The following is a 19253-nucleotide window of genomic DNA, read 5'->3' on the forward strand; positions in this document are numbered from 1 at the left end:
AAATGGCAGAAAAATCAGGTCGAGAATATTCACTAGCAAATACTAGAAATATTGGAATTATGGCTCATATTGATGCTGGTAAAACTACAACAACAGAAAGAGTTTTATACCATACTGGTAAAATTCATAAAATTGGTGAGGTACATGAAGGTGCCGCAACTATGGACTGAATGGAACAAGAACAAGAACGTGGTATTACTATTACTTCAGCTGCAACAACTGCTGTTTGAAGAAATAATCGAATAAATATTATTGATACTCCGGGTCACGTTGATTTTACTGTTGAAGTTGAACGCTCATTAAGAGTTTTAGACGGAGCAGTTGCTGTATTAGATGCGCAAACCGGAGTTGAACCACAAACTGAAACTGTTTGAAATCAAGCAACTAGCTATAATGTACCAAGAATTGTTTTTGCAAATAAAATGGATAAAATTGGTGCTGACTTTGCTCATTCAATTCAAACATTAAAAGATCGTCTTGGTGCTAATGCTCATGCAATTCAATGACCAATTGGTGCAGAAGATGCTTTTGATGGAATTATTGATATAATTGAAATGAAAGCATACCATTTTGATGGTAAACCAAATGAGGATTATAAAGAAATTGCAATTCCTGAAGAACTTAAAGATATTATTGCAAGTAGACGTGAGGAATTATTAGAAGCACTTTCTCACTTTGATGATGATTTCTTTATGAAATATGCTGAAGGAGAAGTAACGGTTGCTGAAATTAAGACAGTAATTCGTAAAGCAACAATTGCTGCTGAGTTTTTCCCAGTATTATGTGGTAGTGCCTTTAAAAATAAAGGTGTTAAATTAATGTTAGATGCAGTTATTGATTACTTACCTTCACCATTAGATGTACCTGCAATTAAAGGAATATTACCTGTTTCATCAAAAGAAGTAGAACGTCATTCTAGTGATGAAGAACCTTTCTCAGCGTTGGCATTTAAAATCATGACTGACCCTTTTGTTGGAAGATTAACTTTTTTTAGAGTATATTCGGGAACATTAGAATCTGGTAGTTATGTATTAAACTCAACTAAAGAAAAAAAAGAGCGTGTTGGTCGAATTTTACAAATGCATGCCAATAGTCGTACCGAAATTAAAAAGGTTTATGCTGGTGACATTGCTGCAATTGTTGGCTTAAAAGATACAACTACTGGTGATACATTATGTGATGAAAAACATGAAGTTATTTTAGAAAAAATGGTGTTTCCAGAACCAGTTATTTCATTAGCGCTTGAACCTAAAACAAAAGCTGATCAAGAAAAAATGAGTTTAGGTTTACAAAAACTTGCAGAAGAAGATCCAACATTCCGTGTTTCATCAGACAAAGAAACAGGACAGACAATTATTTCAGGAATGGGAGAACTGCATTTAGACATCTTAACTGATCGTTTAAAACGTGAATTTAAAGTAGCAACTAACATTGGAAATCCACAAGTTGCTTATCGTGAAACAATTAAAGCAGTTTGTGAGCGCGCTGAGGGTAAATATATTCATCAATCAGGTGGTCGCGGCCAATATGGACATGTTATTATTAAATTTGAACCGAATCCAGATAAAGGATTTGAGTTTGTTGATAAAATTGTTGGTGGTAAAGTGCCACGTGAATACATTAAACCAGTACAAGAAGGATTAATTGAATCATTAGCTAATGGTTTAATTGCTGGATATCCAGTTATTGACGTTAAAGCAACATTATATGATGGTTCATTCCACCCTGTTGACTCTTCAGAACGTGCCTTTAATATTGCAGCTTCTAAATCTTTACAAGATAATAAAGATTTATTAAAACCAGTATTATTAGAACCAATTATGAATGTTGAAGTTATTATTCCAGATGAATATTATGGTTCTATTGTTGGTAAAATTTCTGGTAAAAGAGGTACTATTGAAGCAGATGAAATGCGTGGTAACAGTAAAGTTGTTAAAGCTAAAGTGCCTTTATCTGAAATGTTTGGTTATGCTACTGAATTACGTTCAATGACCCAAGGACGTGGAACATATACAATGTCTTTTTCACACTATGAAGAAGCACCAAAATCAGTTGCTGAAGCAGTTGCTGGTAAATATCAAAAAGGAAGAATTACTAAAAAATAAAATAATTTAATTGAAAGTATAATAACTTTACTTTAAAATTATCTTAGTGTTTAATTTAATTAAATAAAAATAAGTATTAATTATTTCCAAGGAGGAAACAAAAATGGCAGAAAAAGAAGTAAAAAAATCAAAGCCTGTATCAACAGGCCCAAAACAAAAATTTGAACGTACAAAACCGCACGTTAATGTTGGAACAATTGGTCACGTTGACCATGGAAAAACAACATTAACTGCTGCAATTACTAGTTATTGTTCAAAACATGAAGCAGATGGATATAAAGGTATGTTTAAGGACTATGCTTCTATCGATGCTGCTCCAGAAGAAAAAGCACGTGGTATTACTATTAATACAGCTCACGTTGAATATGAAACACCAACTCGTCACTATGCACACGTTGATTGTCCAGGTCATGCTGACTACATTAAAAATATGATTACAGGTGCAGCTCAAATGGATGGTTCGATGTTAGTTGTTTCTGCAACTGATGGTCCAATGCCACAAACACGTGAACACATTCTATTGGCACGTCAAGTTGGAGTTAAAAAAATTGTTGTATTCTTAAATAAGTGTGATATGGAAAGTGTAGACGATGACGTATTAGAACTTGTTGAAATGGAAATTCGTGAATTACTAACTAAGTATGAATTTGAAGGTGATGATACACCAATTATTCGTGGTTCTGCAAGAGGAGCATTAGATGGTAAAAAAGAATGAGAAGAAAAAATTAAAGAATTATTAACAGCAATGGATGAATGAATTCCAACACCAAAAAGAGAAGTTGATAAACCAGTATTATTAGCTGTTGAAGATGTTTTCACTATTACTGGACGTGGAACAGTAGCTACTGGAAGAATTGAACGCGGAACTTTAAAAGTTAATGATGAAATTGATATTATTGGTATTAACAAAGGTCTTAAAAAAGTTGTTGTTACTGGTATTGAAATGTTCAGAAAATTATTAGATGAAGCACAAGCTGGTGATAACGTTGGAGTATTATTACGTGGAGTTAAACGTGAAGATATTCAACGTGGACAAGTTATTGCTAAACCAGGATCAGTTACTCCACATACTAAATTTAAAGGTGAAGTTTATATTCTAACTAAAGAAGAAGGTGGACGTCATACTTCATTTAATCCAGGATATCGACCACAATTTTATTTCCGTACAACTGATGTTACAGGAAGTATGGGAGACTTTATTAATAAAGGTGAAAAATCAGAATTAATTATGCCAGGTGATAACGTTACTATTACTGTTGAATTAATTCACCCAGTTGCCCTTGAGAAAGGTACTCAATTCTCAATCCGTGAAGGTGGAAGAACTGTTGGTGCTGGACAAGTTACTGAAGTTATTAAATAATCACATTAAATTAAAAATCTTTATTCTCTTTTGAGAATAAAGATTTTTAATTAAAAATATTTTAGTAGTAAAATTAATTTATAGAAAAGAGATGACAAATCAATGGCTTATGTTAAAGAACTGGAAAGTCTAATTTTAAATCGTAAATCAATTCGTAATTATGATCCTAGTAAAATTATTAGTGATAGTAAAATTAACGATATTCTTAACTATGTGCGTCATACCCCATCTTCATATGGTTTAGAACCATGAAAAATTTTAGTTATTAGTAATTCTAAAATTAAAGCACAATTGCAACCAATCATAAATAATCAACAACAAGTTAGTACTTGTTCACATTTATTTATTTTATTAAGTTATAGTGGTGAAAATTTCAATACTAGTAATCAATGATTTGTTGATACTGTTATGAAAAGACGTAATTTAACAAAACCACAATACGAAATTTATAAATCAACATTTAATAATTTCTTTGATCATGACAAAAAAACACAAATAAATCATTGGGCACAATGTCAAACTTTTATTTTATTACAAAATCTTTTATTATTATTAACTGCTCATGAAATTGATAATGTTGTATTAGGTGGTTTTAATGAACAACAATTATTAACTTACTTAGAATCAAATAAGATTATTGAACCTAATAAGTATCATGTTACAATTTTAGTGTCTGCTGGTTATGGTTATCCATCAAAAACTAAAATTATTAAAAACGAAGTTAGTGAAATCAGTACGCTTATCAAATAAATGTATTAGAAAAGGTATTGCAATGGAAAAATTAAAAATAAATAACTTAGATATTGAATTAAATATTAATGTTATTGGTAAATTTTTAGATAAGATTGAATATCCAATTCTTATTTTTGATTTTGAGACTTTTCGTAATTTATTACATAAAAAAAAGAACAATTCGTATGCTCATGATTTTGAAAAAATTTTTTCAATTGCATTATTAATTATTAATAAAAAAGAAGATTTAAGTGTTAGTAATTTACAAAATAAAAAGTTACATTTGTTCGTTAAAACTGTTATTCCACAACCAAATATTTTAAATGAAGATTTAAAACTTGTTAAACATCAGCAACAGTTTTTTAAATTTTTAACTAATAAGTTATTAAAATATAACATTAAATCTTTGATTTTACTTGGTGCTAGAACTGAGATATTAATGCTAAAAAACTATTTGAGTTATCATAATGATGAAAGTAAATTTAAAAATAAAGTTAGTTATTTTTTTCAAAAACATAAAATTTTTGATTTATATGACATTTGAAATAATGATCAAGTTTTAAATTTACCTTTATATAAAAAAGGTTTACATCTTGATGTTGGTGCTACTAAAAAAACTTCAATACTAATTAAAAATAATAATGATTATTGTAAAATATTAAAAGAACAATTTTCATTAACAAATAATAATATTGGAAGAATTATTGATCAATATTTTTTTAATAATATTTGTTTATTACCTAGTTTTACTACGCAAGTAGCAAATCATAATCAAAATGATGTTCTAATTGGCGCTGCAATCTTATCATTATTTTATACTTTTTGTGATAAATATTAAGAAAAATAAAAAATATTAATTATTTAAATTAATATTTTTTATTACATTTTATTTTTTTAGTTCAAATTTTTTGGTGTTTGTGAATTATATATTGTTGTATTTGTTGATAAAGGCATTAAATTATTAATTTCATTAACATTCAATCTTGTTTCACTATTTGAACTTACATCTTGAGTTTCTAAATTATCATCATTATTTGTTAATTTAAGTAAATTTTGAAATTGTTCTTCAAGTTCTGTTTTAGATTGACTAATTAAATAAGTATTTTCAAACACTGATTTTTTGCAAGGATATCAATATCCATCTTCATCTCAAATTAAAACATCTTCTTTAGTATATTGTACTTCTTTTTTAGTACCATTTGGACCCCAAGGTAGTGATAATTCTCCACTTTTATTATCTTTATTAAGATTAACTATTTTTATTTTAGAATCGGGATTTGCTCAAGGTTCCCCCTTACTTATATTATTAATAACTGGAATATAAGTAGTTTTAATTTTTTTTTGGTTAACAACTCAATGTTCACCAATAACTGCTGTAATAATATAATCACCGCGATGACAAGTTACTGTTACTTTTTCTAGTGTTTCAATTTCTAATGGATTATTATCTTGATGTAATTGAAATTCATATTTTACAGTAGGGTTTTTAATACAAAATGTAACATTTGAATTTTCTGTATTTTCTTTAAATAACATATTTTCTCCTTCATTTTTTTGTTTTTTTGAATAAAGACTTTATTTTAAAAATAAACATATAGTAAATTTTAAATTTCAATATTTATCTTTATTTTTTTAAAATAATTTAATAAAATTAAAAAAACTAATATAGATAAAAATATCTATATTAGTAATGAACATTTAATGAACATTTAATAAATTATTATTAATAATATCATTTTTTTATCTTTTTTAAAAATATTTTTGTAATTAAATTATTATATATAATTTGGGAGCGTATCGATGTTGTCAATAATATTCAAATTTGTCTTAAAATTATAAAGTTAGACGAGAATAATTTTGACTTCAATATGCAATTCTATGTTAATCTTAACACTTGAAAAATATTAGTCAACAATAATACTTACTTTTATAAATCAAAAATTCTTATTAAAGCATCTTTAATAAGTTTTGTTTTTATTTTTAGTTTTTTTGAATTTAAGTTTTAACTTATAATAACTGGATGGCTGTATTTATTTGATAGCATTTAAAATTAACCATTTTTGTATACATATCAATGTTATAAGTTCTATCACCAATCATATGCTTTAAAATTTGTTTAATATTAGTTTCAGTAAAACAACCAATATTTTCAACTAATGCTTGGTTTAATACACCATCTTTGGCATTAATAAAATAACCAACTTTTAATTTTTTATATTTTAAAGTTAATGATTGTAAAAAATCAATTAATTCATAATATTCACCTTTTTCAAATAAATTTATTGCATTTTGATAGTGTAATTTAGCAATTTGATTTTTTCTTCTTCCAGCCATTATACCAAGAAATAAAACATGAAAAGCATGAAATTTATCTAAAATAAATTTTGCATTTAAAATTGTAGCAGTTTTTCTAATTCATTTTGCACTATCTCCACAAACTATTAAATTTGCTTGGTCAAAATTTTCAAAAAATAAATTACCATATTTTTCAATTAATTTTGCAGTTTTTTCAGCACCAATTTCTGTTTTTGATACTCTTATTTGACATGCAGCTCTTTTATTAATTAATTTTCCATTTTTCTTTTTACCAGTACAAAATACTATTAATCTCATAGAACATTTTTTACAATTTTTAGTATTGTGTTTTTCATTAAATTTAAATTTTCTATGTCCATCATCAATATTTATATATAATGTTTGATTTGGTTGTAATACAATTTTAGGAATATTAACTTTTGGTAATTCAAATTTTTGATATGTTCTACAAACTGTACTATTACTTATTAAATCTTCAATAAAAGTATCACAAACATCACGATACTTTTTATCATCAGCAAAATATTTTAAAATTTGTTTAATAACATTTGGTGCAAGTTTACTATATTTTTTAACACCAAGATAATTATCTAACAATGAAACAAATTCCTTTTTTTGTGTTTTTGGGTTATAATGTGTACAAATACGTCGTTTATAAGTTAATAAACCTTTTTTTGCTTTTAATTTTCTTTTTCTAAATCTATATGATTTATATTCAAATTTATCACATATACTTCATAAATAATCATCTATTTTTGCAAATAATTCTTCTGTTTGTTTTAAACTTAATTCATCTTGATTAAAATCGTGTTTGTCTCAATCAAAATGATTAGGAAATGGTAATTTTATCATTTTTAATTTTCCTTTCTTTTAAATAATTTAATTTTAACTTATATATGTTAATAAGGAGTAAATATGGCTTTTATCACTAGTTATGCACAATTAAATAAAAAATATAATCTTAATTTTAGTGATAATAATTATGGTTTTAGTTGAGATATTTTTAAACAATTTGTTGGTGATGAATGAGCAGAATTTTTTACTACCAATTGTTTTTATCGTTTTGTACCAACTGCACGTGGAACAAGAAAAACTTGAAACTGTTTAGCATTTGATTTATTTATATGTTGTAATTTTAGAGATAGTAGTGTTCAAGAAGTAAGAAGATATGAAAATACTCATAGTGAAACTACAATTGGTGCTTTAATGAATGTTTGTCAAGTTTTATTAGATACATATAATATTAATTTATTACCTAATAATCCACATGGCATTAAATGAAAAATTACTAAGGATGGGGGATGTATTATCTTTCCAAGTAATCAACAAATTGATTTTATTGGTTATGCTAATGGTAATAAGATTTTTGGAAAAGAAGCAGGTGGTTCAAGTTTTTTAGGTTCAAGAACAGATGAAATTATTATGGCAGAAGAAAAAGAAACATTAACTGAAAAGCAATTAACATATCGATATGAACGTTTACAAAACTCTATGTTTAGAAGTAATCGTATTAAAGTATCAAATGAACCTATTAAAAAGTGAAGTTGAACATTTATTGATAAAAATATATATAGTACTACTTTTGGACAAAAGATTACTCGTTATTTTTATAAAAGTTTTTTCATTACTTTTACATGTAATCCATATGATAAATACCATCCATTTTATTTAAAGTATTGCACGCCATTTTTACCATTAAATGATAAAATTATGGAAAATCTTAAAAAAGTTGGTAAAGTTTATTATGAAAATAAAGAAATGTTTAGTGGTTTAGGTTTATTTATATTAAGATTTACTATTCAACCATTTTGAAATAAATTACCAGACATTCAAAAAAGAACATTATTAGAAATGAAAAAAAGTAATCCCGATGAATTTAATACTGTTTTTTATGGTTTTGAATTTTTAGATAGTGATGCAACAATTTTTCCATTTCAAAAAACTGTAAAATATTGACAATTATACGATTTAAAACAATTTTATAATCAAGAAAAAGAAATGTATAAATTTGATTTTTATAGTGTTGGTATTGATTGAGCTACGGGACCAAAAGACCATACTGTATTTATGGTAGTTGGTTTTAAAGAATATAATAATACTGGTTATTATGATGCTTATATTATTTGTGAATTAGTAGTTACACCAAATGACTTTATAAATGAAAATGAAAAAATTAATGCTTATGTAAATGAAATTTTAGGATTAATGGATAATTTTGAAAATTTTGAACAAGCAATTTATTTTTATGATGATAAAGCAAGAACAGCAATGGATTGATTAAATCAAAAATTAATAGATGAACATAATACTATTTTAATAACACAAACTGCTATTAAACATGCTTCAAATTTAAATCAAGAAGCTGGATTAACTAATAGAGTAGTTTGAATGAGAAATATTATGAGTTATGGAAATTTTTATGCAAATAAAGATGATTTACCAAAAACAACTCAATGTTTAGAAGAATTACGTTATGATGAAACAAAAACTAATATTCCTGACAAAAATATGTATCAAGACCCTTATGATGCTTTGTTTTATGCACTATATCCATACAAAAATGTAATTAGGGGTAAAAATAATGCTACTGTGAAAAAAAGCATCTTCACATTTGCAATATAACAAACAAGTATAATACAATTAATAGTATAGGTATCATAAAATAAACGCCTTTAATTTATGCGTTATTTTGCATTTAAAAGCATACTTGTAAAAATAATCAAAAATAGTACAATTTATAAGTAAAATCAAGGAAAAAAGGAGAAATTTATTATGAAAACATGAATAAAAACAAATTTAAATAAAATAACATTAGCATTAGCATTAACTGGTGCTACAACTGGAACAATAGGATTAATCATGGGGGGGATGCTTACCCATAATATGGAAAATTCATTTTTAAAACCAAATGGTGAAAGAGTATATGGTGATACAACTATTTGATGAAATAAATGATATAGCCCTGATAAAACTAGATTGTATTTTTCTAAAATTAAACATCATGATGAAGATGTGAAATGGGATGGTACTTATACAGATAATTATTTTGAATAATTATATTTCTAAATTTATATAAGAAATATTCTCATTGTATTTATCAAATAGAGGCTTTTTAGTAATCTGTGTTTCTTTGTTTTACAAAGTACTAGTTCAGATTAATTCTGTCTTCAAATTTTATCATAAAATGAGCAATTGCTGTATTTCAATTTTGAATAGGCAATGTTCATTTTTTTGTGATATTTTCAATTGCTAAGTAAAAAATTTTAAAAACTGCCATATCATTAGGAAAAACTTTTTTATTTCTAATAACTTTTCGTAATTGGATATTAACAGATTCAATAGCATTTGTAGTATAAATTACCCTTTTAATTTCTGCTGGATAACTAATAAAAACCATTAAATTTTCTCAATTTTTATATCAAGATTTAGCAATTTGTGGATATTGTTTATTTCATTTACTTTCAAATTATTCTAAAGCTTGCATTGCTTGTTCTTCACTACATGCTGTATAAATTGGCTTTAAATCGATAACTAGAGACTTTCGATGTTTGTATGAAACATATTTTAAGCTATTTCTAATTTGATGAACTATGCATAATTGATGTTCAGTTTTAGGATAAACTGATTGTATTGCCTCTGACATGCCTGTTAAATTATCACTACAAGCAATAAGAATATCATTTAAGCCTCGATTTTTCATTTCTGTAAAATTATTTAATCAGAATTTAGCACCTTCATTTTCACTAATTCATAAACCTAAAACATCTTTTTTACCTTCTAAATCAACTCCTAAAGCTATATAAACTGATTTGTTAATAATACGTTTATCCTGACGTACTTTAACTACGATACAATCAAAATAAATGATTGGATAAACACTATCTAATGGACGATTTTGCCATGCTTTGACATCATCAATGACATCATCAGTAATTTGACTAATTACGCTTTCGCTAATATCTGCGCCATGATATAACTCTTGCAACTGCATTCTAATATCTGATAAAGTCATACCTTTTGCATATAGTGAAAGAACTTGTTGATCAAAACCATCAAATCTTCTCTGTCTTTTTGTGATTATTACTGGTTCAAAATTACTATTGCGATCTCTTGGTACATCAATTTCAATTTTACCTTGTTGAGTTATTAATTTTTTTGATGTTGTACCATTACGAACATTGTCATTATTACTGCGTTGATTTCTTTCGTGTCCTAAATAATTTTGCATCTCAGAATTCAACATTTTTTCTACCAATCGTTTAGTTAATTCTTTATATAAGCCTCCCTCTTTAAAAACTGTTGTTAAATCCTCAGTATTTTCTAATAATAAATCTACTGCTTTTGATATTGGATCATTGTTATTAAGATTATCTTTTTTAGCCATCTGTAACTCACTCTTTCTAGATATATAAATTATATTTACTAGAATTAATTAAACATAGTTATTTTTGTAAGTCACACAGATTACTAAACATTCCCATCAAATAAAGTAATATTAGTTAAATTAATTTCTTGTTTATCAGTTATTAAAACTAAATTATAATTTTCAGCACCAAATATACCACTAATTTCAATCCGATTTAAATTATTAATCGGATTTTCAATTTGTAATTCAAATTCACTACTATTATCAATTTGTGATATTTCTTTATAAAATTGTAATTTAGAAAATAATTGAGATTTATTTGAACCATATAAATTTAAAGCGTTTTCAATTTTGTTTTTTTCAATAATTGTTCTTGTAAAATACTTTCCATATTCGCCATTTGCTAATGTTCAATCTGCTGGAATTAATGAAGGTATGTTATTGCTTTCCAATTCATTGGTTATAGATAATCAGTTAAATTGGTTATCATCTAACTTAAATAATTCATTTTGACTAATATCATTATTTTTCAGTTTAATATTATTTATATCTGTAAAATCAAAATACTCAGATTTTAATATAACTTTGGTATCTTTAAATCTTCAAATATCTTTACCAGTAGGTTTTATTGGACTTGATTTTAATTCAAAATAATAAGGTAATAATATTTTATTATCATCATTTAAACCTTTATTAATTGACATAATTGAATAAATATTATTTGATAACATAATTACTAGTTTCTTAAAAATATGAACTTGTGATAAATTTATATAATTTCGATAATCCAATTTTCATTGTTTAAATAAGTTAGTTATTACTTCTTCGGGTTTTTGTCCTTCAAATTTTGCTCTTAACTTTGCAATTTCATTGTCTGGAACACCTTTATCATCATATGTAGCACCTTCAAAATTTCTATTGTAGTTATATGTATAACTTAGCATATCTAATAATAGTTGTTGTAAACTATCATTAGTTGGTGCATCTTTTATTTCAATTTCAATATCATCAAATCTATTATTAGTTGCAACATATTGATAAAATTTACTTTCACCTACAAAATCTCAAACTTCTTTATCTTTTAATTCTTTTTGACTTTTTAGTGGTCATTTACCACCTAAAACATTACTAAATTCATATCCTAATCAAGCATGTGTAACTCTTGCATTTTTAATAACTTCTCTTCTTGTTTCAGTTCCAGTACTAATTTTAATCAAATCTAAAACTGATTTTTCTTGTCCAATAAATTGTTTTGCTAAATTTCAAGGTAATATTTGTTCACTAAATCATTGTTGTAATATTCTAACTTTTGGTTGGGTTTCAATAGGCATTGATAATAGCGGAAATGCTATCTTATCTTTAACAAATAACTTTGGGTATACTTCCATATTGTCAACTTCACCAAGTACCTTTATATTGCCAAAAATCATGCTTCTAGGAGCTTTAATTTTTAAACCGATAACTTTTGTATCTTTATCTAATGGTTTTTGTAATTTAATAATGATTGGATAACCATCTCTTGTTTTAAAATCTTTAATTTTAATAATAGTTATACTTTTAGTACTTCTTGTTTTTGGATTTTGATAAGGTTGTGAATAATTATTAATAATATATAAATTATCAATATTATTTTCAGTTAATGGTTCATTAATAGATACTGCATATAACTTAAATTGATTTAATAAATTTATTTCTTGAAAAGTTAAATTTTTAATATCAGTCATACTATATTCAATAGTATTATCATTAATATTAGTACTTGCTCTTTGATTTAATTGCATAGTAAAGTCTGATGTTTCAACAGCAGTAGTTTTTAATACTTTATCAATATCAATAAAACCTATTTTAATAGTATTTGCTGAAAATTTTAAACTATTATTTTCATTATTTTTAAATAAACGTTCAATTTCATAAATATAAATTGTTCTTTTTTTAAATTCATCGTATGCTCTATTAATATCTGGGTCACTAGTAGCTCTCATCATATTAGTAAAGTCATAAGGAATATTATCAATTAAGTAATCATTTTCTACTTCTGCTTGATTAAGTTTAGTTTGCTTCTGTTTCTGTGGAAACTTCGTTTGTGGTTTGTTGTTGTTGTTTTCCATTGTTTTCTCCTATTAATTGGTTATTTTCGGGATTAAATAATTTTAGTTTAACTGTTAAATTATTAATTTCTTGTTCATCATTAATATTAAATGTTTTACTATTTAATAAATCTTTATCAATTCTCACTAATATTTGAATAAATTTAAGAATATCAATATTAAATTGTCATAATTTTTGTTCAATATAATTAATAGTTGAAATATTTACTGCTGTACTTTCGGGAACTGATTGTTGTGCAGATTTCTTTTGACTTGGTATATGAATACCACAACGTTTAAATATTTCATTAACATTTCAATCGTATATATCAGTTAAATTTTTACCTTTAAAATTACTATTTGTCATATTGATATTTTCATTTTGTTCATTATTATCTCCGCCACTTTTAAATATGTAGTTTTTAGTAACCAAAGTTCTTACTGCTTCTTCTAATGCTGATTGAACATTACCATAAGTTTGACTAAATATAAATTTAGGTGAATTTAAAATGGTATCTAAAACAATTTGTTCATAAATAACATCTAATGCTTTAATTTTATCCATTACTTTATCACAATCTGCTAATTCATTTGCTTTATTTCGCATAATTGCTATTGGTATATAATTAATATTTAGTGTTTGTTCTTGTAATAGATTAGGATTATTAATAAATGAGTTAAAATCTAATGGAAATTGGTTTTTACATTGCCTATTCAAAATTGAAATACAGCAATTGCTCATTTTATGATAAAATTTGAAGACAGAATTAATCTGAACTAGTACTTTGTAAAACAAAGAAACACAGATTACTAAAAAGCCTCTTTCAATTTTTTCTATAAAATTCTTGTTGAATTAAATATTGTTTAATAGTTTCATTATTAATTTCTAATGGAGCATTATATAAATTAGCATTATTTTCTGCTACAAAATCAGTAAAATAAGTTTCATGATTAAAATCATTAAAACCAAAATAATTTAAAATTGAAGCATGTGTACTTTTATTTTTATTAGTTAAAAATTTTACTTTTTCATTTTGATTATCACTAATATTACTTTTTTCTTTTCTTTTAAATAGACTTAACATAATATTCACCACCTTTTTTTAAAATATTTGATTAATTTTTAATACAATTTTTACTATAATAAATATAATTAAACCAGCAACAGCAGAAGATAATAATACTCCAATTAAACCTAAAATAATTTTTATAATTTTAAAAAACATAATATTATTCCTGTAATTCTTCTAATTTTCATACATTACCTTTTAAATTACCTTTTCCTGTATAAATAGTAATCAATTTAGCATGTTGAACTGATAAAATTACTATATTAGCACTATCATTAAAGGTTTGTATTTGTACACCAGCAATTTTTTTATCAGTTATAATAAATTCTTGAATAGTATAAACTGGATTATACATACTTCAAGAATAATAAACTCTATAATGTTTATTCTCTTTAAAATCATAAGTAATTTGTCAATTATCTCATTTATTTTTTTCTCTTGTTCCTACTTCTTTTCATTTTGGAATACTTGGAATTGGATTATTTTTTAATTCAATATCTCAACAATTTTCTTCAATTTCATTTGTTTCTAAATTATTAGAAATAATTTTTATTGGTTTATTCATATTAATTTTATTTGGTGAAATAATATTTAATGTATTACTAGTAATTTTATAAATATTTTCATTATTTTCTTCTAATTCTTCTAATTTTCATAAATTACCGTTTCTTGTATTTCCAGCTAATCAAGTAAATATTGGAGTATTTGTTCCATTAGAAATTAAATAAGGTTGAGAATGATTTATTTCAAATGTTAATTCAGTATTACTTCCTTTTGAATAAATAAATTCTTCATAAATATAAATATCAGATAATATTAATGTTTGTCTTCTAATACCATAATTAAATCATATACGATATCTTTTATTTTCTTTACAATCATATGTAATAGTTTGATTAACTCCATTTATAACACTTGTAGCAACTATTAATCACTTTTCTTTATCTTGCTTTTTATCTAATAAATTATCAACATATTGTTTTGTAGTTGCATCTTTTTCTTGTTCTGGTTCACCTATATCAACAATTCTAGTATTATTTGAAGTAATAATTCTTTTTTCTTTAGGTTGAATAATATTTGGACTATTAGGGTCTACTTCTCATAATGATTCACTACTACCACCAGTAGTACTAATAGTATTAGTTTCTTTATCAATAGTAATATTTTCACCAGCAATTAATTTATTTTGTTTTTTATCTAATAAATTATTAGTTTCTATTTTTGTATAATAATCACGTTCAGTACTTTCTTCTGCTATAAATTCAGTTGGCGTATCTATTCCTTGATATTGATATATTTCTTTTATATCACCAATTAAATTAATTTTTCCACGTTCAGGATAAGAATTACCACCACCACTAAATTCTTTCTTTTTATTGTTATAGTAAATCGTTCCGGTATTTAAAATTCTTTTATTTTGGATTTGTTCACTATACGTCATGGAATCAACATTTAACAATTCAAATTCATTAAAAACATTATTTAAATAAATTTTAATTACTTTATAAAATTTCATAAAGTTATTTTCTGTTGAATATTGATAACTGATTTTAATAAAATATCATTTAAATGTTTCTATATTATTATTTTCAACTTTCTTTCATAAAGGACTAGTTTCAATATTAAATCAATTATTTTTGATATCATCAATGTTTTCATTTGTTTTAGTTAATTCACTATTTAATTTGGTAATTTCATTTTCATTTGTAGTAATTCGTTTTTGCTGTTTAGCAGAAAAATCACAAGTTGGTGCATGTGTATAATCACCAATTTGTGGATTATTTTGTAATGCTTCTGGTGGTAATGTTCCAATTTCATCTGGTCAATCTAAAATCATTGTTTCAGTTTCTTTATCATAATCAGTTGCAACATAACCTTTATTAATAAATTTACTAACAGGACCTCTATATATTTCATTTTCATTATCATCAACTAAATCATCATATAATTTAATTTGTTTTAATAATGTAAATTCTTTTTGTTCTTTTATTAATTCATCAACTTGATTTCTAGTATAAAATGCTTTTAAGTCAATTTTTTCAACATCTATTTCATCATTATTATAACTTGAAAATATTTGTTTTAATTCTGTTAATCTTGCTCATATTTTCATTCTACTAGGTGCTAAATCTCAAACATTAATTGTAGGAGTACTATTTGCACTAAATTGATTACCATTATTAAATTGAATAGTAGCATCAACATTAAATTCAATTGGTGTACGATTAAATACTCAATGTTCAACCATAACATAAACCATATCTCTTAATGTTTCTTTAATTAATTCATCTTTAAAACTATCAAAAGGAAATTTAGATAAAATAAAATCAAGATAAGCATTAATATCATTTTGAGCACGAATAGCAAAAGTTTTAAATCAATCATTAACAATTGGTCATGTTTGTATATATTGCTGTGGCGTTTCTGTAATTTTTCCAGTTAATGGATATCAGTTATTATAATTTTCAAGACTGACATCAGTTCAAAGTTTATTAATCATAATTTATCATTCCTTAAAAAATGCTTGTTTATAATGATGAGTATGTTTTTTTGTTTTTTTATGTGTTATATGCTCAATTTCTTTTTGTATTTTATTTTTACCTTTTTTTAATTTTTTCTTACTTTTTGTTACAACTTGACTATATGCAAACTTTTCTAAATGATGTAATAATCCTGTACCAAATAAAGTATTAACTGAAAACTTTAAACCAACATTTTTAAATGATTTGTTAATATTTTCAATAGGATTATTAATAACATTTACTACTTTATGATAAGTTCTTATTATTCTAAATATTTCTCTATATACTTTAAAACTATCTCTAATTACTTGTTGTAAAACTGGTGGAGCAAATGCTATTGCTTTTAATCATTTATTACGATTAACACCATAACCAATGTATCAACCACTATATCAACGATATCAGTGAAATGGATGTACTTGAGTAACAAAAGTTTCTGCTTTAAGAATACTATCAACAACTGTAATTGGTTTATATTTAGGATTGCGATGATAAATAGTAATTGCACATTTATCTAATGATAAAGGTTGAATTTTACAACCCATAAATACTGGTGAATTTAATGGAATTAATTGTGCATGTTTAATTGCTTTTTTCTCTGCACTAGTAAATAAATCTGTTGCTTTTTCTTTTAATTTATTAATTTTTTCAAATGCTTGTTTTTCAAATTTTTCAAATTTTTCTTGTAATTTATATATACTTTCTCGTAATTTTTCAAAATATGGAGTATCTTTTCAAAATTTATTTAAACCTTTTTTTAAATAAAATCTAATATCAAAATATTTAAAACTTTGATTTGCTTTTAAAACAAGTTGATGAAGGGCGCATTGCAAACTTGGATACGATTTAATAAAAATACAAATGAGAGATAAAACTCTCATTTTTTAATTGTTAAATAAAAAAACTTTAAAACTCTCGTAGATAGTCTAATTATGAGTACTAAATGTAAATACTACTACATGAGTATAAAAGAGTAATTTATTTATTTTTATTGAATTGTTATTGTATGAAATTGAAATTAAATTTGTATAGAAATGCAATAACCATAAACCCTGTTCTTTAATTATTTTTAAATTATTACATATAAAGGGGGTTATATATTACATACATACGTTATCAATAATATCATAACATAAATAAATTAATTATTAAATATAATTTTTATTTACGTATATGTGCTTCACTCATCAAGAGTGAAAGCACAATATATTACGTATACGTATTAATAAAAATATATATAAGCCTTTTATCACTGTAGGTGATAAGGCTTATACGTAAAAATACTTATTAGAAAGGAATATTATATGCCAAATATTAGTTTAGATTTAAAAACTAAAATACAAGAAACAAATAATGGAATATTATTAGAAATTGGTGAATATGAAACATGATTTCCTAAACAATTTACTAATATTAATGAAAAAAATAAAAAAATAATAATAAAAATAATAGAAGATTTTAATTATCAATTAGGTAAAAAATCAATTACAAAAGATATTGAAAGTATTAAAGGTAGTGATATTTTAAAATATATAAAAAATATTTCAGATATTACTACAAATGAAAATGAATTAATATCTTGTGAATTTTATGAACAATATAATGGTTATTATATTTTTAAAAATGATAAAAATCAAGAATGTTTTAAATATAACATTACATGAGAAAAAGATATGAAAAGTTTTAAAATAAATAATCCATATAATGATAATGATTTAGCAATAAATTATATTGTTACACCAATGAAAGATATAAATACTCATAATGAAAAAATATTTTATTTAAAGTATTAAAGGAAATTAATATGTTATTAAATGTTGAAAAAATAGAATTAATTAAAAATTTATGTAATGAAAAATTACTTAAAAATAAAAAATATATTGAAATACAAGAAATATTAAAAATTATAGAAAGAGAGTAAAAATGGAAGAAATAGATAATTTAGAAATACAAGAAGATAATAAAGAATTACAAAATAAATTATTAAAAGAACAAATTGAATTAATTGAAGAACAAAAAGAATTTTATAAAAAATCATGAAAAAGTAGAATTGTATTTTTAACAATTTGAATAATTATTATGATTTTAACATTAATAATTATTGCTTCTAAATATTCTTAATTAAAGGAGTTAATATAAATGATTAATTTAAAAGAAGATAAAAGAATATATTTAAAATATGAAGAAATTGAAAAAATATTTGGTTCATGTGATATTTGTCATAAAAATTCATCATTTGCAAATAGAACTTGTAATAAATGTTTTTATAAATTAATAGGTGAAAAAAATGAAATGTAATATTCATAATGAAAAATATATTTGAATTAGTGAAATAGATAATAGTTATTATTGTAATAAATGTATAGATTACATGATTGAAGAAGATATGTATTTAACAAGTGATAATTGAGATTACTTAGAAGAATATTATATTAATGAATTACAATTAGAAAATTTTAAAGGAGTGTAAAAATAATGAATAGATTAGAATTAGAAAATGCAAGAAAATTAATAGAAAAATTTGAAGAATTACAAGAAGAATTTAATAGTAAATATGAAAATAGTTTAGACGTTAGAATTGATGATGATTATGAATTAAACATTAGTAATGATTATTTTAATTATGAAAATGTAAATAAATTAGAACAAGCAATTATTGATTATAAAAGAATTATTAAAGGTTAAAGGAGAAAAA

The 19253-nt window shown here is 24.1% G+C and carries 19 protein-coding genes and 1 pseudogene; 11 read left to right on the forward strand and 9 right to left on the reverse strand.

Translation table 4 applies throughout. The annotated features are described in order from the left end of the window. The first annotated feature begins 2 nt into the window (after positions 1–2). From fusA to SPIRDC1_RS08220, 4 genes are all read left to right on the forward strand, one after another. A complete protein-coding gene (gene fusA / locus SPIRDC1_RS08205) occupies positions 3–2105 on the forward strand; it encodes an elongation factor G (RefSeq protein WP_174481360.1) in 2103 nt (700 codons plus the stop codon). A 103-nt stretch (positions 2106–2208) separates the two neighbouring features. Continuing rightward, a complete protein-coding gene (gene tuf / locus SPIRDC1_RS08210; protein WP_174481361.1) occupies positions 2209–3465 on the forward strand; it encodes an elongation factor Tu in 1257 nt (418 codons plus the stop codon). Positions 3466–3567: 102 nt separating this feature from the next. Continuing rightward, a complete protein-coding gene (locus SPIRDC1_RS08215; protein WP_174481362.1) occupies positions 3568–4215 on the forward strand; it encodes a nitroreductase family protein in 648 nt (215 codons plus the stop codon). Beyond that, the gene (locus tag SPIRDC1_RS08220; RefSeq protein ID WP_174481363.1) at positions 4190–5035 is read left to right on the forward strand and encodes a hypothetical protein; all 846 of its coding nucleotides are present in this window, start codon (positions 4190–4192) and stop codon (positions 5033–5035) included. Before SPIRDC1_RS08215 ends, SPIRDC1_RS08220 begins: the two co-directional genes overlap by 26 nt. A 56-nt stretch (positions 5036–5091) precedes the next feature. Here the strand turns inward: SPIRDC1_RS08220 and SPIRDC1_RS08225 are convergent, their stop codons facing one another. Continuing rightward, positions 5092–5733: a PGDYG domain-containing protein gene (locus SPIRDC1_RS08225; protein ID WP_174481364.1), complete on the reverse strand. Its 642-nt coding sequence runs from the start codon at positions 5731–5733 to the stop codon at positions 5092–5094. 471 nt (positions 5734–6204) lie between these two features. Next, positions 6205–7365 carry an Mbov_0401 family ICE element transposase-like protein gene (locus SPIRDC1_RS08230; RefSeq protein WP_174481365.1) on the reverse strand — a complete coding sequence of 387 codons (1161 nt, stop codon included), beginning with the start codon at positions 7363–7365 and terminating at the stop codon, positions 6205–6207. A gap of 63 nt (positions 7366–7428) precedes the next feature. On the opposite strand from SPIRDC1_RS08230, the gene SPIRDC1_RS08235 reads away from it, so the two are divergent. Then, on the forward strand, positions 7429–9135 hold the full coding sequence (locus tag SPIRDC1_RS08235; protein ID WP_174481366.1) for a terminase large subunit domain-containing protein: 1707 nt from the start codon (positions 7429–7431) through the stop codon (positions 9133–9135). A gap of 150 nt (positions 9136–9285) precedes the next feature. Next, positions 9286–9567 (forward strand): hypothetical protein, encoded by a 282-nt coding sequence (locus tag SPIRDC1_RS08240; protein WP_174481367.1) that lies wholly within the window; start codon positions 9286–9288, stop codon positions 9565–9567. Positions 9568–9658: 91 nt separating this feature from the next. Here SPIRDC1_RS08240 and SPIRDC1_RS08245 read toward each other — a convergent pair. The 7 genes and pseudogenes from SPIRDC1_RS08245 to SPIRDC1_RS08270 all read right to left on the reverse strand — a co-directional run bounded on the left by SPIRDC1_RS08245 (position 9659) and on the right by SPIRDC1_RS08270 (position 17391). Further along, positions 9659–10897, reverse strand: a pseudogene (locus SPIRDC1_RS08245) (IS256 family transposase). A gap of 83 nt (positions 10898–10980) precedes the next feature. Beyond that, on the reverse strand, positions 10981–12987 hold the full coding sequence (locus SPIRDC1_RS08250) for a hypothetical protein (RefSeq protein WP_174481368.1): 2007 nt from the start codon (positions 12985–12987) through the stop codon (positions 10981–10983). After that, entirely contained in the window at positions 12929–13684 is a 756-nt protein-coding gene (locus SPIRDC1_RS08255; RefSeq protein WP_174481369.1) for a hypothetical protein, read from the reverse strand. The genes SPIRDC1_RS08250 and SPIRDC1_RS08255 overlap by 59 nt, the downstream gene beginning before the upstream one ends. Before the next feature lie 49 nt (positions 13685–13733). After that, positions 13734–14051 carry a hypothetical protein gene (locus tag SPIRDC1_RS08260; protein ID WP_174481370.1) on the reverse strand — a complete coding sequence of 106 codons (318 nt, stop codon included), beginning with the start codon at positions 14049–14051 and terminating at the stop codon, positions 13734–13736. Between the two features lie 18 nt (positions 14052–14069). Then, positions 14070–14192 (reverse strand): hypothetical protein, encoded by a 123-nt coding sequence (locus SPIRDC1_RS10370; RefSeq protein ID WP_255495889.1) that lies wholly within the window; start codon positions 14190–14192, stop codon positions 14070–14072. 4 nt (positions 14193–14196) lie between these two features. Continuing rightward, the gene (locus SPIRDC1_RS08265; RefSeq protein WP_174481371.1) at positions 14197–16536 is read right to left on the reverse strand and encodes a hypothetical protein; all 2340 of its coding nucleotides are present in this window, start codon (positions 16534–16536) and stop codon (positions 14197–14199) included. A gap of 3 nt (positions 16537–16539) precedes the next feature. Continuing rightward, on the reverse strand, positions 16540–17391 hold the full coding sequence (locus SPIRDC1_RS08270) for a hypothetical protein (RefSeq protein ID WP_174481372.1): 852 nt from the start codon (positions 17389–17391) through the stop codon (positions 16540–16542). Between the two features lie 471 nt (positions 17392–17862). Here SPIRDC1_RS08270 and SPIRDC1_RS08275 point away from each other — a divergent pair, with 471 nt between their 5' ends. The 5 genes from SPIRDC1_RS08275 to SPIRDC1_RS08295 all read left to right on the forward strand — a co-directional run bounded on the left by SPIRDC1_RS08275 (position 17863) and on the right by SPIRDC1_RS08295 (position 19243). Then, positions 17863–18351 (forward strand): hypothetical protein, encoded by a 489-nt coding sequence (locus SPIRDC1_RS08275; RefSeq protein WP_174481373.1) that lies wholly within the window; start codon positions 17863–17865, stop codon positions 18349–18351. A 130-nt stretch (positions 18352–18481) separates the two neighbouring features. Next, on the forward strand, positions 18482–18679 hold the full coding sequence (locus SPIRDC1_RS08280) for a hypothetical protein (RefSeq protein ID WP_174480508.1): 198 nt from the start codon (positions 18482–18484) through the stop codon (positions 18677–18679). A gap of 18 nt (positions 18680–18697) precedes the next feature. Beyond that, positions 18698–18856: a hypothetical protein gene (locus SPIRDC1_RS08285; protein WP_174481374.1), complete on the forward strand. Its 159-nt coding sequence runs from the start codon at positions 18698–18700 to the stop codon at positions 18854–18856. Next, positions 18846–19028 carry a hypothetical protein gene (locus SPIRDC1_RS08290; RefSeq protein WP_174481375.1) on the forward strand — a complete coding sequence of 61 codons (183 nt, stop codon included), beginning with the start codon at positions 18846–18848 and terminating at the stop codon, positions 19026–19028. Before SPIRDC1_RS08285 ends, SPIRDC1_RS08290 begins: the two co-directional genes overlap by 11 nt. A 5-nt stretch (positions 19029–19033) precedes the next feature. Next, the gene (locus SPIRDC1_RS08295) at positions 19034–19243 is read left to right on the forward strand and encodes a hypothetical protein (protein WP_174481376.1); all 210 of its coding nucleotides are present in this window, start codon (positions 19034–19036) and stop codon (positions 19241–19243) included. Positions 19244–19253: the final 10 nt, after the last annotated feature.

Source organism: Spiroplasma endosymbiont of Danaus chrysippus, assembly GCF_902809815.1.
Classification (GTDB): domain Bacteria; phylum Bacillota_I; class Bacilli_A; order Mycoplasmatales; family VBWQ01; genus Spiroplasma_E.